The 16245-nt window shown below is 59.5% G+C and carries 8 protein-coding genes; 1 reads left to right on the top strand and 7 read right to left on the bottom strand.

Features of this window, described 5'->3' with window-relative positions:
- Nucleotides 1–1230 (top strand): hypothetical protein (locus tag FJ398_17195; GenBank protein ID MBM3839668.1); only part of this gene is annotated, 1230 nt, incomplete at its 5' end.
- Between the two features lie 457 nt (nucleotides 1231–1687).
- On the opposite strand, the gene FJ398_17190 is transcribed toward FJ398_17195, so the two are convergent.
- The 7 genes from FJ398_17190 to rsmA form a co-directional block, all read right to left on the bottom strand.
- Entirely contained in the window at nucleotides 1688–9661 is a 7974-nt protein-coding gene (locus FJ398_17190; GenBank protein ID MBM3839667.1) for a hypothetical protein, read from the bottom strand.
- A 279-nt stretch (nucleotides 9662–9940) separates the two neighbouring features.
- Nucleotides 9941–10213, bottom strand: a complete 273-nt coding sequence (locus FJ398_17185) for a hypothetical protein (protein ID MBM3839666.1) — start codon at nucleotides 10211–10213, stop codon at nucleotides 9941–9943.
- 457 nt (nucleotides 10214–10670) lie between these two features.
- The gene (locus tag FJ398_17180; protein MBM3839665.1) at nucleotides 10671–11036 is read right to left on the bottom strand and encodes a DUF4437 domain-containing protein; all 366 of its coding nucleotides are present in this window, start codon (nucleotides 11034–11036) and stop codon (nucleotides 10671–10673) included.
- Between the two features lie 11 nt (nucleotides 11037–11047).
- Complete coding sequence (locus FJ398_17175; GenBank protein ID MBM3839664.1) at nucleotides 11048–12106, bottom strand: MBL fold metallo-hydrolase; 1059 nt, start codon at nucleotides 12104–12106, stop codon at nucleotides 11048–11050.
- A gap of 583 nt (nucleotides 12107–12689) precedes the next feature.
- Nucleotides 12690–13901 carry a Gfo/Idh/MocA family oxidoreductase gene (locus FJ398_17170; protein ID MBM3839663.1) on the bottom strand — a complete coding sequence of 404 codons (1212 nt, stop codon included), beginning with the start codon at nucleotides 13899–13901 and terminating at the stop codon, nucleotides 12690–12692.
- Between the two features lie 343 nt (nucleotides 13902–14244).
- Entirely contained in the window at nucleotides 14245–14742 is a 498-nt protein-coding gene (locus tag FJ398_17165; protein MBM3839662.1) for an NUDIX domain-containing protein, read from the bottom strand.
- A gap of 184 nt (nucleotides 14743–14926) precedes the next feature.
- Nucleotides 14927–15754 carry a ribosomal RNA small subunit methyltransferase A gene (gene rsmA, locus FJ398_17160; GenBank protein ID MBM3839661.1) on the bottom strand — a complete coding sequence of 276 codons (828 nt, stop codon included), beginning with the start codon at nucleotides 15752–15754 and terminating at the stop codon, nucleotides 14927–14929.
- Between the last annotated feature and the right edge of the window lie 491 nt (nucleotides 15755–16245).

The raw sequence follows: 16245 nt of genomic DNA, 5'->3' as shown, positions 1-16245 counted from the left end.
GAATTTTGCCTGGGGCTGCGTTGCTCCTCGGTCACAGCCCCACTGGCGGGGGATGCTCGCTCGTCGCGCCTTGCCCCAGGCCAAATTGGGCGCAACGAACGTGAGCGTATTTACGAAACGGACCACTTAGTTCCTCATCCGTGTCATCTGTGTCATCCGTGGTTAAAAAGTTCGGATTACTTCGGCCGCGACAACGCCGATGAATTGGTGGAGTTGCCCTGGCGCGGCGTGACCAATGCGCTCATTCGCGCGCGAATCCCTTATCTCCCCGTTCACGTGGACCACCTCGAGCGCGACGCCTCGAAGTTCTCGCTCCTGATCCTCCCGAACTACGGCGCCATGTCGGACGCGCTGGCTGCCAGCATTCGCCGTTTCGTGGAACGCGGCGGCGGTTTGGTCGCGACCGGGCACACGAGCCTCTACAACGAGTGGGGCGAACCCAGGGCCGACTACGCGCTGGCGGATTTGTTCGGCGCGCACGCCGGCAAAACTCCGCCGCCGGCCGACGCGTTGCCGAGGCGGAGAACCGGTTCGGACACCCAACACACTTACCTTCGTCTTGCGCCGGAACTGCGGGCTCGCGTTTATGGGCCAAAGGCCGGGACGGAGCCCGCGATCATGGCCAGCCGGCATCCGGTGTTACGCGGCTTCGATGACACGGACATTTTGCCGTTCGGCGGAATCCTGGAGCCGCTGCGGCTCGATCCCCATGCTTCGGTCTTGGCGACTTTCATTCCGTCGTTCCCAATCTATCCGCCGGAAACCGCCTGGATCCGCCAGCCGAAAACGGACATCCCTGGACTCATCCTGAACACTTCGCACAAAGGCCGCGTCGCGTTCATACCCGCAGACCTCGACCGCCGCTTCGCAACGGATAATCTGCCTGACCACGGCAATCTTCTGGCGAACCTTGTGCGCTGGGCGGCGAACGATCGAATCCCGCTTCAGGTCGAAGGGCCAGGCCTGATCGACTGCCATCTCTATCGTCAGGAAAACCGGCTGATTCTTCACCTGGTGAACCTGACCAGCACCGGGACCTGGCGTCAGCCCATGCACGAATTGATTTCGGTCGGGCCGTTGCGCGTCAAAATCGAGCTGCCTTCGGAAGTTCGTCCGCGCAGCTTGCAGCTCCTGGTGGCACGGAAGAAGACTCGTTTTGCCGTGCGCAATGGCTGGGTGCAATTCGAAGTCTCGTCCGTGCTCGATCATGAGGTTGGGGTCGTCGGTTGATTCCTTGGCATGATTACCATGCCCACGCGCCATGACTCACGTAGGGCGAGTCCGTCCCGGCGAGCCGCTCCACGTGCTGGGAATACTTCCGACTCGGCTCGATGGGGACAGGCTTGCCCTACCTGGAGCGTTCAAGGGAAGCCGCCATGGGCAACTGCGCCATGCACATGGCCCATGAACCGAAAACCGTGCGGACCGCAGCCTTCAGGCTGCTTCCGCGCACTCTCCGGAATCGAGCGTTGAAGCGGCTTAAAGGCGCCTAAAGGCCACGGTCCGGGAGACGGGTTCATGGGCAGCTTCCTTGGTCCGATCACCATGCTCTCGCCCCATGAACCCGGTAGGGCGAGTCCGTCCCGGTGAGCCGCTCGACGTGCCCGGAACACGTCCGTCTCGGCTCGATCGGGACAGGCTCGCCCTACCGTCAGGTTTCCGGGGAAGAAGTGGCCGCTTGGCCGTGTTACGGCGAGATTAGCCGGTAAAACCGCGGCGTCATTTTCGATGCGCCTGGATCCGTAACCAGGACCGGCGTGCTCCGGCCCGTGAAATTGGTCAGGTCAATCCAACGCGACAGGTCCGTCGAGGCCTGGACACGATAGATTCCGGGCCCGGCGCCCGTCACGTTCAACTGGAATCCCTGCGTATTGAATCCAACCGACCGGAGCGCAGGCAATGTCAGCGCCCCGCCGGTCACCACCGTCTCCACCGTCGCCGTGTTATTCAAGGCGTTCGGGTCCGGCTCGTTCCCGGCCACATTAACGCGCGTCGTGAGCGTGCCGCCAATCGTAGGCAGCAGCACCAGCGACAGCGTGGACCGTTGGGCGCTCGCCATATTGCCCAGGTTGTAGAAGATGGTCCCGTTCGATTCCGTGAGAGTGCCTTGGAGGAACTCCGATTTGCTGAGCTTCAAACCGCTTCCCAGCGACACCGTCACCAGCGCGCCGGTGCCTTCGATCTCGCCCTGGTGCTGGACGCTGATCGTGTAAGTGAACTCGCTTCCCACGGCCACCGAATCCGCCGAGCCTTCGATCGTGATCGAAAGGTCAGTCAACGCCTGGAAGGATTTGTGCATCAGCCAGGCGACGGTATTTTGGAAAAGTTTCTTTTGTTCGATGATCGCCGCGGAATTCGCCCCGGCGGTCAAACGGCAATTCTGGCTGACCGTCCGGATTCGCCCGTCCGAAAGCGGATCTTCAAATGCCACAATCAAATCCGCTGTGGCCGACCGCCCCAGCAATGTTACCCCTTCTGCAGCGCGCAATTTGCCTTCCACATTCGGCGAGCCATTGAACCGGCCGACCGTGCCGAAGTGCCCGCTGACCACAGGATGTTTGGTCAGTTCATCCAGGAGAATCGTGCCGTCGCTGCGATTGGCCGCTCCCAGCGTGAGGTGGATCAACTCGGCCCATTGGGTTTGCCGGTTCGCGCTGAGATTCCAGGTAGAAGCCGCCAGCCTTTCGCCGATGAAGTAGAGCGGGATCTCCGCGTCGTACGCCTGCCGGAAGATCGCGACTTCCTGATCGGTCAACCCTTGCGCCTCCGATCCCAGATCATTCCAGATCACCAGCCGGGCGTCTCGAACCGCGTCGAACGACAGGCCTTCCTGCTCGAACACTTGCGAACTGATGCCCATCTCCAAAAGGTAATTCTGAATCAGCGAAATCTCCGGGTCAGCGAAATTGCGGATGATGGCGACTTCGGCGCCGGCAACGCGGCGCGTGATCAGGACGTTCGCCGGCTCGGACACCGCGACCGCGCCTTTGTCATCCGTGGCGCGCGCGGTCAAGGAATACGCGCCGGCTGCTTCGTTGTTCCAGAGGACCGTGTAAGGCGCACTCGTCGCGCTGCCGAGCAAAGTCGATCCGACGAAGAACTCGACCTTGCTCACGGAACCGTCTCCATCGAACGCATCGACCGTAACAGAGACCTCGGCGGGCGCCGTGAACGCGGCGCCATTCGCCGGATTGATGATGCGCACGGAAGGCGGCTGATTGGCGGCTGAATCGTCGTTCCGGATCGTGCCCACGCCGGTTCCAATCGCGATGATCGCGTTCACGGGGGTTGAAAGGTTCACGAAGAACGTTTCATCCGCTTCGAAGGTCGTGTCCCCGATGACTTCGACGGAGAGGGTTCGATCGACCACGCCGGGCGCGAAGTCAACCGTGCCGGAAGCCGTTTTGAAGTCGGTCCCGGCCGTGGCCGTTCCGCCGGCCGTTTGAAAGCCGACGGACACAGTCTGCGCGCTGGCGGTGGAGAGACGCAGCGCGAAGGTCGCATTCACCGACCCGGAATTGCCTTCCGTCACGATGGCATCAGCAATCGTCAACGTCGGAAGCACGTCATCATCCAGAATCGTTCCGATCCCGGTGTCGCGGATGATCCGGGCATTGGTCGGAGGACTCAACAGGACTGCGAATGTTTCATTCGTTTCCTTGATCGTGTCACCCACGATCGGCACGCGCACCACGTTGGTGATGGTTCCCGGCGCAAAGCGCAAAACGCCGTTCGTCGCCGCATAGTCGCTCCCGGCCAAAGCGGACCGGTCGGCAGTCCTGAACTCTACGGCGACTGCTTGGGTGCTTGGCGCAGACAAGCGCACGGTGAAATCGGCGAAGGTGGTTCCGGCATTTCCTTCCTGCACGGAAGCGTCCGTGATCAGGAGCGTGGGCGGCACGTCATCATCGATGATCGTACCCAGCGCGCGGGAATTCTCGATGGTGGCGTTGACCGGGCGACTGAGCACGATGGCGAACGTTTCATTGGGTTCGTCCTCCGTGTCCCCAATTATGGGCACTGAAATAGTTCGGCTCGTAAAGCCCGGCAGAAAGGTCAGCGTTTCCGAAGCCGTTTGAAAATCCCGGCCGGCCGTGGCCGTGCCTTCAAGCGTCGCGATGTTCACCGACACAAACTTGGAACTGGGCGAGCTCAAACTGACCGTGAAATTCGCGCTCACGGCTCCGCTGTTGCCTTCAGTCACGGTCGCGTCCGAAATCGAGATCGCCGGAAGAGGATCGTTGTCCGTGATCGTGCCGATGGCTCGGTCACGCAGGATGACGGCGTTTTGGGGATCGCTCAATCGGAGGAACAGGCTTTCGGTATCTTCGTTCCTTGTATCGCCCCTAATCTGCACGGCGATCGTCTGGCTGGTTGTTCCAGGTGGAAACGCGAGGACATCCAAGACCCCGATGTAGTCCTCGGCCTCTCTCGCGGTGTTATCCAGTGTCGCATAGGCTACGGTTACAAGTTGAGAGGTAGGCGCGGACAGAAGGACTGTAAAGACCATGTTCGTTGCTCCGGTGTCAGGTTCCAGGGCAGCGGCGTCTGTGATCGAGATGCCCACGATCGTGTCGTCATCGGTAATGGTCACGACGGCTCGGTCACGGAGCAGGATGGCGTTGGACGGCGAGCTGAGCAGGACGGTGAACGTTTCCTCGGGTTCAGGCAGCCTGTCGCCTTTGATGGCCACGCTGATGGCTTTGTTGGTTTCGTTCGGTTTGAAAGTCAGTAGCGTGTTGGGGATCGCGTCGTAATCACTCCCCGCCAGCGCGGTGCCTTCGGCCGTCGTATATCGGACCGAAACTTCCTGACTGCTTGGTTGGGAGAGACTGACGGTGAGAACAGCGTGCACGACCCCGGAGTTTCCTTCCGTCACCGCCGCGTCGGTGATCGAGATCCCCGGCAGCGGGCGGTCATCGATGATCGTTGCCGTCGCCGTCTCCCGACCGATGGTCACATTGAGCGGCTTGGTGAGATTTACGGCGAACGTTTGCGCCGACTGGCCGCTCGCCGCGCTCAGAACCGGGACGGAGATGGTTCGCACGAGCTCGCCCGCAGCGAAGGAGAGGGTTCCAGACACGGCCTCGTAATCGGTCCCTGCAATCGAGATTCCGTTCGCCGTGGCGAAATCGACCGAAACGGTTTGTCCGCTCGGAGAAGACAAACTCACAGTGAACACAGCTTGGGAAGTCCCCGACAACGCCTTTCGAACCTGAACGTCGTTGATCGTGATCACCGGCAGCGGGTCATCGTCCTTGATCGTTCCTGTCCCCCGGCCCTTGCCCAGGCGCGTGTTGATGGGACTGATCAAATCGACGAAAAATCCTTCGTTCGCCTCGCTCAGCGTGTCGCCGCGAATTTCGACGGCAACCGACTTGTTCGTGTCGCTTGGCTCGAAAAAGATCAAGCCGGAGTTTGGCGTGTAATCACTGAAGGCGGACGCGGTGCCATTCTTCGTGGCAAAAGCGACGGACACGCGCCGGCCGCTGGGCGCGGAGAGGCTCGCGGTGAAAACGGCATTCGTGGTTCCCGAATTCCCTTCGACGACGGTGGCGTCGCCAATCGAAACGGCCGGCGGCTCGTCGTCGTTGAGGATGGTGCCGCGGGCCTGTGGCTTCACGATCGACGCATTGACCGGCTGCGAGAGAGTAGCGAGAAACGTTTCGTCTGGTTCATCCAGCGTGTCGGAGTTGATCGTGATCGCGATCGGTTTACTCGTTTCGTTCGGATTGAACGTGAGCGTTCCGAAACGTTCGGCAAAATCTCGGCCCGGCGTCGCTGTCTCGCCGGCAGTGGCGTAGCGCACCGTGACAGGTTTCGGACTGGGCGCGGACAAGTGGACGGTGAAGATCGCGTCGGTCGTGCCCGCGTTGCCTTCGAGAATCGAAACATCCGCGATGGACAGCGCCGGTTCCGCGTCGTCGTCAACGATGGTCACCAGGCCTTGGGGCTTCGCAATCGTCGCGTTCGCCGGTTCCGAAAGAGTGAGCGCAAAGGTCTCGTCGCCTTCAAAAAACGTGTCGCCATTGACCAGCACGGTAATCGTCCGATTTGTCACGGCAGGATCGAAGATCAGTTGCCCGTTTTGCGCGACGTAATCGCTGGCGGACGTAGCCGTACCGTCGGCGGTCGCAAATCTCACACTCACTTGCTGGCCGCTGGCCGGCGACAGACTCACGGAAAACACGGCGCGAGCCAAACCCGAGTCGCCTTCAACCACGCTGACATCATTGATCGACAGCGCGGGGAGCGGGTCGTTGTCGATGATCAGGACACGACCTCTCCCGACTTCGATGCCAGCGTTGACCGGGTTGCTCAAGACCACAAAGAAGTCTTCGTCGGCTTCCTTAAGCGTGTCTCCGGCCACTTGGATGAAGAGGGTCCTGCTCGTCTCGTTGGGAGCGAAATCCAAAGTTCCAGTGTCGGGAAAGTAATCGCTCACGGCCAGCGCCGTGCCGTTGGTCGTCGCGAAATTCACGGACACTGGTTGCCCGCTCGCCGCCGACAGATTCACCTGGAACGCGGCTTTGACGGTGCCCGTGTCTCCTTCTGTCACGGACACGTCACTGATGGAAATCCTGGGAAGCAGATCGTCATCCCGGATCGTTATGAAAGCCTCTCCGCCGCGGTCGATCGTCGCGTTCACCGGTGGAGCGAGTTTGACGCTAAACCGCTCGGTCGCTTCGGAAAGCGCATCGCCGATGATCTCCACTGGAATCGCCTCCTCCGTCTTGCCCGGCGCAAAGGACAAAGTTCCTGCCGTGGCAACGTAATCGTTCCCAGCGATGGCTGTGTCGTTGGCCGTTTCGAACTGCACCGTCACGGTTTGGCCGCTGGGCGCGGACAGCTTGACCGGAAAAAGAACCGTCGTCCTCCCGCCGGTGCCCTCAATCATGAAGACATCCGCGATGGAAATGACCGGCGCGCTGTCGTCGTTGATGATCACGGCCTGGCCTTGGCCCCGCGCAATGGCTGCATTGACGGGGTTGGAAAGGTTCACGAAAAACGTTTCATTTGGCTCGTTGAATGGGTCGCCATACACGAGGACGGTGATATTCGTTGTCGTCTGGCCCGGATTCAAAGTGAGCGTGTTGGTGGAGCCCAGGAAATCGATGTCCGCCAACGCCGTGCCGGTGGCCGTGGCATAATCCACGGTGACTCGCGTATCGGTCGGGGCGGACAAGAGCACTGTGAATACTGCGTGCGTTGGGCCTGAGTTCCCTTCCTCCACATCCATGCCCTTAACCGAGAGAGTAGGGAGTGGCATGATCGTCCCGGTCGCTGGGGCTTTCGGTGGCGTCGCGTTCGAGACATTTGTCAGCGTCAAGAAGAAACTCTTAAGCGGCTGGTCCGATGTTTGAGGCTTCACCAGGATCGGCAAATTCGTGCTGGTCTGTCCTGGCGCAAAACTCAACGTGTTCGTGCTGCCCACGTAATCAACACCGGCCTTGGCGCTCCCATCCAACGTCGCGTACGCGAAGGAAATGGCCTGGCCGCTCCGAGCCGATAGACTGATAGTGAAAATGACGATGTTCGTGGCAGTGCTCGACACCGTGACTCTGCCATCACCGACCAGAATCGTTGGCGGAGCAACGCCCGGCAGAATTGTTCCGGTGCCTCGGAGGCTCGGCGGCGTTGCGTTCAAAACATTCATCAAATTCAGGAACAAGGTTTTGGGAGCCTGGTTTACGAATTGTGGCTCCACTCGGACGGTGATGTTTGTTTTCGTCTCGCCAGGGGCAAAGCTCAACGTCCCTTCTGTCGCCGCGTAGTCGGCGTTCGCCCGGGTGGAGTCGTCCAGAGTGGAGTACTTCGCGGTCACCGTTTGGCCGCTAGCAGGCGACAAGCTTACCACGAAAACCAAGTTGGTCGAGCCTGCATCCAACGCGGTCACGGTCGGATTGTTCAGCAGAAGTTCCGGGAGAGGATCATCGTTGAGGATGGTTGCTCTTGTGGGCGCCTGGATGAGGCTCAATACGGCATTCGCCGGGTTGCTCAGCGTGAGGAAGAAAGTTTCATCCGCCTCGTTCAATCTATCGCCGAGGACGGGAACACTGATCGTCTGGTTCGTCTGACCAACATTGAAGGGAATCAGTCCGTTAGCGGAAAGATAATCGCGGCCCGCAATGGCCGTCCCGTCGGCCGTGGCATAATTCACAGTAATCGGGAAGGTGCTCGGCGCGGACAGCGTGACCGCGAAAACGGCGTTCGTGCTTTCGCTATTCCCTTCCAACGTCGTCGTGTCTTTGATCATGAGGGTCGGTGGGGGATCGTCATCAACAATCAGGGCGCGTGCCTGGTTCTTGTTTGGATCGATGAGCGCATCGGAGGCACCCGTGAGTTTGACCAGGAATGTCTCGTTCGGCTCGTCCAGAACATCGCCGATGAGTTTGACCTTGATCTGGCCCGTGGTAACCCCGGGAGGAATGTGGAGAGGGATAGCATCCAATTCGTCCCGAACGGCAGCGTAGTCTGCGTCTCCGGTCGCAGTTTCATCTTCCGTTCTGAAATCCACGTACACGGACTTGCCGCTGGCAGATGAGAGGCTGACGGTGAAGATGGCTTCATTGGCTGTGCCCGAATTCCCTTCGATCACGAGTTGCGCGTCCGAAATCGAGACAGTCGGAGGCGGATCGTCGTCCGTTATCAAGATCCGGAACCGGTTGGTGATGAGTTGAACGTTGTTCGGTTGGCTGAAGTTCAGATAAAAGTAACGGTTGGGATCGCTTTGCGTGTTTCCATACGTGACAACTTTCACATCGCGGATTGTGGTTATTCCCCGATCCAATACGACTGTGTTGGTGAGACCTCCGTAGTCCAAACCGTCGAAAGCGCCTCCGTCCGATGTCCAATAGGTTAGGGCCACGGAGTTTGTAACTGGGAATCTGAAAACCTGGAAGGGTCGAATTACGTTTGTAGTTCCAGCGGTCGAGTGCCCTTCGGGAACGGAGATTTCATAGAGCTCGGGAAGCTGGAACGGAATCACTTCGATTGTGAAGTGACCTGACTCCGCGATCAGAGGCGGATTGCCGTTGTCTGTCGCCACGGCCCACAATTCGTATCGTCCCGATGTCACGGCCTGGAACGTGACTGCGTACGGGCTCGAAGTCGCGCTGTCGATCCAGTTGGTGCCCCGGAAAGTCTTTTGAAAGAAATCGACTCTCATCACGGCACCATCAGTATCGGATGCTTCCGCTCGAATCGAAATTGAGGTCGTTGCCAAAAACCGCTGTTCTGGAATTGGGCTGGTGATCCGAACCGTTGGCGCACGATTGATGTGCTGAATGGTTAACCAGAATGATTTCGAGCCACTCAGTCCTGCCAGATCAGTTGCCGTCAGCGTAATCTGGACAGGACCGGATCGATTTGCGACCGGCACAATCACCACTTGTCCGCTGCCGTTGCTCAGCGTGTAAAGAATGTTCTCGCTTGGAACCAGAGTTGGATTGGAAGAAGTCGCTGTGATCGTGATTTGGTCAGGAGTTTCTCGGTCAAACACGGCGAACGCTACGGAAACCGGCTTGTCCCCTTGAGTCGTCTGATCAGGCAGGCTTGAAATCACAGGCGCCGTGTTCACGGAGGATAGTCCGACCGGCTTCGGCGAGGATGAGCTTTGTCCGAAAGTTAAGAACGGATACTTGATCAGGAAGGCACTCACGAGCAATGCAGCAAACCAGGTACCCCTCCTGGCGTGGACGGCTCTCCTAAATGCCACAATACGAGCAATACGAGCGGCGTATTCGACTACGTTCACAGGGTTGTCTTACAAATTGGCCTTTGGCCTCGTGCAGTTTCGCCACGCTTCTGGAGCGCGGACAGCCTGTCCGCGAGTCTTGGGGATGGGTTGAAATGCGCGGACAAGCTGTCCGCGCTCCTTTGGTTGCGGTTTGTCGCGCTACGGCGCATCGCCGATTTGGTTCGTTCCATCACCAAAAAACTAAAATTCGTTCTTGTTTTGTCCGGCGTGACTGTCGTCAGTTCGGCCTTCTCGATCAAATCGCGGCGCGTTTCGAATCGAATACATCTGGCCGGCGTCCCTGGGAAAAGCGATTTGCGCTTTGCCAATGGACAAGCATTGGATCGCTCTACCACTCCTTAAGCCTGGGAAGAATTCGGAGTCGCGCGGCAACACATCCGCGACCGTCACGGCGTCACCATCGAACGACGGCGCGGCGGCAAAGGCAAGCGAAAACCGGCGCCGTGTCCTCATAAATCCGGCCAACATAACCCAGGTTCGCCAATAGCGAAAGTTGTGCCGAGGCTGAAAATTCTCCGGAATGCCGATCCTCTTCGCATGAACCCGGTAGGGCTGCGCTGCCGCGCAGCCGGTCTTCGGTCAGTGCGGCGGCGGCGCGGCAAACGCCGCCCTACAGGTTATGGAGTGCGCCAGGCCCCTCTGCTCCTTACACGAATCTGTGGACGACGGTCGCCAATCCCAAGGGGATTGCGTCGGAATCCCGTTGGGATTCTAAACGGAAGAATTGCGTGTAAGGAGCAGAGTCCCCTGGCGCGTTCGTTCCGGAGGCCCAAAAGCGGCAGAAGACTGCCGCACTCCAAAACGCTGGCGCGTCCACACTCGCTCCTTCATCGCGCCAAACGCCCGATCCTTGATTCATGAGAGCTTCCAGACGCGTTCCAGCCACGTGTCGCGCCGGGACGGACTCGCCCTACCGACCCGGCACGTAATCAATCCGGAACGCCTTGTTGGTCACGAACACCACCGTCACGTCGCCCTCGGCGCTGGCGCCGTGCTCCATGACTTCCCCTTCCGGGAACCAGACGAAATGCCCCGGCCCGAAAGTTCCCTTATGGGTCACGAGTTTGCCTTCCAGCACGTACATGCCGTGGCCGCAAGGATGGGTGTGCTTCGGGTTGATCACGCCGGCGGGGTACCGCACCAACCGGATGAGAACGCCAGTTTCCGGGTCGCTGAAAAGCTCTTTGCGGAAGAGCGCCCGGCCAATGTGCTCGTTGAATCGTTCTTCCCACGGCAATGCATTGGCGTTTACGGCAAGGAATTCGGTTTGGTTCATGTTTCAAACGCTCACTTGGTCATGAACGTCCGCTGGTGACCCGTCGCCGGGATGCTGACGGTGTAACTCTTGCCCGAAGGTTCGACCGAGAGCTTGATGTAATTGGCCTGGCACTGTTGTTCCAGGTTGGCAATGTATTCGTCCGCCGTGTTGTTTTCCCGGTCCTGGCGGAGGTTGCGGTGGATTTGGTACATCGCCTGAATCGAGGGCGTCCCCTTCAAGGCGGCGAACGTTTGCGCTTCGCAACCTTTGCGGGTGCCGTTGCTCATCACGGAAACCGTCGGCTCCAAACTGCGGATGAGCACTGGATTGTTGCTCTGATCCAGGCCGTGATGATCGACTTGATAGACGTCGACCACGCCCATGAGATTGATCGGACAAACCAGTTGCGCCTCCACGTTCCAGGTCAAATCGCCGCCGACAAAGAACTGAAAGTCGCCATACTCGAGCAACGTCACAATGCTGTTGGCGTTGTCGGAGGTGTCGTTGGCTTTTGTCGTGGCGGTATCACAAAGCGGGTTTTTGGGCGCGTTGGGCGGAGCGGCGATGAACTTCTGCTTCGCGGCCACGCAACGCCACGTGAGCTTCGGCGCGCCGCTCGCTTGCCGCAGTTTGATTTCTTGCCCGGCCGCAATGACGTGGCGTTGGTCCGCTTTGAATTCCTTGTAAGGTTTGCTCAGCAGCGGCCAGCGGGTGTCGTTCGGATTGCCGTCAGGGCTCGTGTCTGGAACGCCGTTGTCATAAACGTGCCCGACCGGAATGAGCGCCGCCAACTCCGCCGCGCCTCCGAAGTGATCGATGTGCAAGTGCGTGGTGAGGTAATGATCGATTTTCTTCAGCCCCGCGACTTGCGTGGTCTTGTGAATGCGTCCGGCGTCGCGCACTCCGGGATTGCCGGAGTCGATCAGGATCGATTCGCCGGCCGGCGTGACGATCAATGTCGCGGCGCCGCCTTCAACATCGGTCCAGTAAATGTCGAGCGTTTTGTCGGCGGCGGAAGACGAGCGGGTGAATGGAAGGCAGGCAACGGTGAGAGCGGCGATGACATTGAACAGATGCGTTTGGCTCATATTGGCAGAATTTGGGATTTGTATTCAGTGGGACGGAAATTTGAAGAACGGATGAGTTTCCCACGAACCCAGAAAGCGAAATCGCCCCAGCCCTCCGGGGCGGGGCGGCGCATGGCCGGCTGCGGCGTTGCTCGTCGGTCACACCCCCAACACGGGGATGCTCCCTCCTCGCGCCTTGCATCCGGCCAGGCGGCGCTCCCGCCAAAACCGGAAGTTATTTTTGCACAGACCCTTAGGCCGCTTCCACGCTCGACCGCGGAGAGGGCGCGGAAGCAGCCTAAAGGCTGCGGTCCGCGCGGTTTTCGGTTCGTGGGCCGTAAGCGCGGTTCTGAGACCAAGGAAACTTCCCATGAACCCACCCACCCCTTCGCCCCTCCCAGGAGGGGAACTGGACCCTGCAACGTCGAACGAAGGTCCCCTCCTGGGAGGGGAAGGGGTGGGTTCAGGGCCCGTGAGCAGGTCCGTGAGGAACAGGAAACTTCCCGTGAGCTTTCAGTTGAAGTGCGCCAGTCCTCTGGCGCTTTCGCTCCGCCGGGCCGGCCCGAAAGCGACAGAGGGCTGCTGCGCTCCACAGAGATCATCTTCACGAAGCCAGCGGATGTGTCCGCCTCACCATCGGCAACGCCACCCGGCTTTGGGTGAGGGCTGCTTCATAGACAGCCATCACCATTTCCAACGTTTTCCGCGCGTCGCGGCCGCTGCACACCGGGTCGCGATCTGTTTTGATCGCATTCAGCCAATCATCGACCAGGCGCCGATTCGACGGCCCGAAGCTCTTTTCCGCCGTGGACCAGTTGAGCGTCGGATCTTCCGGCCAGGGATGCCATTCGTTCGTCCGGCCTTGGGCCGTCCACTCGCCGCTCTTCAACAGATAAATCTTCGGGATGGCTTCGGTCAGGATTTTGACGCCGCCTTTGCTGCCGATCAATTCCAAGCCCCACAAACCCGCGGTCTGGCGGTTTTTCGTCCGGCTCGTGAATGTGACGTTGACACCGTTGGGGCAGGCGAACTGTGCGTGGATCTCATCGCCCGCAATCGGACCGATGTTCTCGGTCGCCGGATGCGCATCGCTTCGCGTGATGTCTCGGCCTTTCTGCAGGACTCGAGCCGTGCACCAGAGCGGGTCCCCGGCGAAGCGGCAAATCAAATCGAAGAGGTGCGTGCCCAGGACCATCATGTCTTCACCGCCGGCGCGAGTGTCTTGTTTGCCGTGGGCGCGGATTTCCAGCAGTTCGCCGATGAGCCCGTCCGCGAGAGCCTTTTTCAACTTCTGCATGTTCGGCGCATACGGCATCTGGTGCGCGACGACGATTTTCAGTCCCGCCTTGTCCGCCGTCGCCAGGAGATCGTCTGCCTCGGCCAAGGTCTGCGTAAACGGCTTCTCCGAATAAACGTGGGCGCCAACCTGCAACGCAGCTTTGATCATGGCGTGGTGCTGGTCGGTCATGCGCAAGGCCACCGAGACCAATTGCGGCTTTTCTTTATCCAGCATTTCGCGGTAGCCGGCGTATTGGCGCGCGGCGCGGCAGCGTTCGGCAGCTTTGGCGCGTCCGGCCGCGACAGGATCGGCGACGGCCACGACTTCGATGTTTGGATAGTCGTTGAAAATCAATTCGTGTCCATGGCCGTAGTCACCTCGGCCGGTGTGGCCGATGACGGCGGCTTTGAGCTTGCTTGTTTCTGCGGCGCGAGCGGCGCCAGAAATCAACTTCGCGCCGGCAACCAACCCAATCGATCCCTTGAGGAAGTCGCGCCGGTCTTTTCCAGGATGAACTTCGATGGAGGAAGGATTCATTTTCGTAGGAGAGGCCTGAGTTCAGTGGTTAAGTTCGAATGCAAAATAGCGGAACCTCGAACGATGCCCAGCGAAAACTGGTTCCAGCAATTCTGCCCCGAACCTCGGAGCGCCGGTCTCAGATCCGGCGCGATTCTCAAGCTGCACCGATGCGCGCCGGGTCGGAGCCCGGCTCTCCCGTTCATGGGAAGCTTCCACGATTCTTCGATCGCCCATTGGGGCCATGAACGACGCCTCGTTTGTAGTCCCGGCTTTAGCCGGTCGGGAGCACAGGAGCCGCCTAAAGGCGGGACTACAAACCAACGCCTGTTCATGGGAAGAATTGCTGAAAACCGGTTCCCGATCACTTCTCGATCGTTTGCCAGATGAGCACGAAGCCGCTGGCGAAATCGGCTGGACGCTCCGTGATCCAGCGCGAAATTTCCTCCGGCGCGAACCATCCGCCGCGTTCGATTTCCTCCGGCTGCAATACAAACGGACCTTCCGCTGCGCATCGATACACCCAGACGAACTCGAAGCCGGTCTCCGGGCAACCATCGATTTTGAAAAGGCGCTGCAACGGAGCGGCCAGCTCCATGCCCAGTTCTTCCCGCAATTCGCGCACGGCGCAGGCGTCGTAGCTCTCGCCGACATCCAGATGTCCGGAAGCGGAAGAATCCCACGCCCCTGGGAAGCAGTCCTTTCTCATGGAACGCTTTTGCAGGAACAGGTGTCCGCGGGCGTTGAAGACGAGCACGTGAACGGCTCGGTGAAAGAGCCGTTGCTGATGGACTTCCCGCCGCAGCCGTTGACCGATCACTTCATCGCGTTCGTTTACGACGTCAAAAGTTTCTTCTTTCATGATGCAGTCGTTTGTCCGGTTGCCGCGGGGAGCGCACGCGCCTCGCGTGCCGTGGTCGGCGCCCTCGCCGGCCACACTCTTCCGTCCGAAAAAGCGATCATTTGAGGAGACGGCTTCTCCGACGTTCCGACCGGCGAGGGCACGGGTCGGAACACGCGAAGGCGCGTGTGCTCCCCATACAGGCTTACGGAGGCTGCAGCAGTCGGGTCAATTCGGAAAATTGTTCGAGGCTGACTTTTTCCGCGCGAATGTCCGGGGCCAGGCCCAGTTGAACGTAAGCTGACGCGAGGCGTTCAGCCGGCCAGTCGCTTCTCAGCAGCTTCAGCATCACTTTGCGGCGCTGCGAAAAGCCGCGTTTCACAATCTTCCCGAACGGCTCCGCCTGCTCCGGCGAAAGGAGCGGATCGCGTCTGCGCACGAGCGTCACGCAAGCCGAATCCACATTTGGCGCCGGGAAGAAACAGGGGGCGGGAATCTTGAACCATCCTGCGACGTCATAGCGCGACCGAATCAGGAGCGTGAGCACCCCGTAATCCGGGTCACCCGCAGATGCCGCGAGCCGCCGGGCCACTTCCAATTGCACCGTGGCCACCATTCGTTCCGGGCAGCCGTTCGACTGAGCGAGTTCGACCAGGATGGGCGAAGCGACCGAGTACGGCAGGTTCGAGACAAGTTTCCAATCGGCCCAATTTCGGGAATCCTTGCGCAAGCATTCCAGGGCGTCTTCATGCACGAGGGTCAGGTTGGCGAAACCGCGATAGCGAACTTCGAGGAGATCGTAAAGGCGTCGATCCTTTTCGACGGCCAGGACGATCGCTCCCTTCTCAACCAGAATCTGGGTCAACGCCCCCAAGCCTGGGCCAATTTCCAGAACTTGGTCGCCAACCGCCAGGTCCGCGGCGTCCGCAATACGCCGGAGTTGATTGCGGTCGTGCAGAAAATTTTGACCGAGCGATTTCGATAAGCGAAGTCGATTGGCATTCAGAGTTTCTTTGATTTCCTGGAGCTTCACGGGATCTGCTGCGCACGATGGGAACGCGACGGAGACACGAAATCAATCGGCATTTCTCTCAAGTTCGAAAAAATCCCGCCGAATATTAGGCTGGGCCTGAATTTTGCTTTGTAATTCGCAAGAGTGCTTTATGTCATTTGCAGGCGACAAACCACAACTGAATCAGTGGTCCCCCACCGAGAGCTGGGAGTCCGATCGAGTGAGACGCCGTGACTCCGAGGAGGCGTCCAGGGTAGATTTCCACCATGCCTCGAGCCATTTGAGCCAGAAGGGACCCGGTTATTACCTGATTCTGTTGCGCAATGAGATCAAGCACCGCTCCCTCCGCGGCAAGCCAAGCCTGTTGACTTGATCGAATCTCGGTATCGATCAAGCCGCATCCTTAGTGGTCCGTTTCATAAATACGCTCACGTTCGCGGCAAGGGATTTTTCGGCCAGACGAGGCGCGAGCGACGAGCATATCCCGAAGTGGATCTGTAAGGAGCAAGCAA

Source organism: Verrucomicrobiota bacterium (assembly GCA_016871535.1).
Classification (GTDB): domain Bacteria; phylum Verrucomicrobiota; class Verrucomicrobiia; order Limisphaerales; family SIBE01; genus VHCZ01.
The sequence above is the reverse complement of the archived record's forward strand: the minus strand, read 5'-3'. Positions and strand labels throughout refer to the sequence as shown.

Excerpts from the sequence above, each read along its gene's own strand:
- FJ398_17185 (MBM3839666.1), bottom strand. The coding sequence starts at position 10,213 with ATGAGGACACGGCGCCGGTTTTCGCTTGCCTTTGCCGCCGCGCCGTCG.
- FJ398_17180 (MBM3839665.1), bottom strand. The coding sequence starts at position 11,036 with ATGAACCAAACCGAATTCCTTGCCGTAAACGCCAATGCATTGCCGTGG.
- FJ398_17175 (MBM3839664.1), bottom strand. The coding sequence starts at position 12,106 with ATGAGCCAAACGCATCTGTTCAATGTCATCGCCGCTCTCACCGTTGCC.
- FJ398_17170 (MBM3839663.1), bottom strand. The coding sequence starts at position 13,901 with ATGAATCCTTCCTCCATCGAAGTTCATCCTGGAAAAGACCGGCGCGAC.
- FJ398_17165 (MBM3839662.1), bottom strand. The coding sequence starts at position 14,742 with ATGAAAGAAGAAACTTTTGACGTCGTAAACGAACGCGATGAAGTGATC.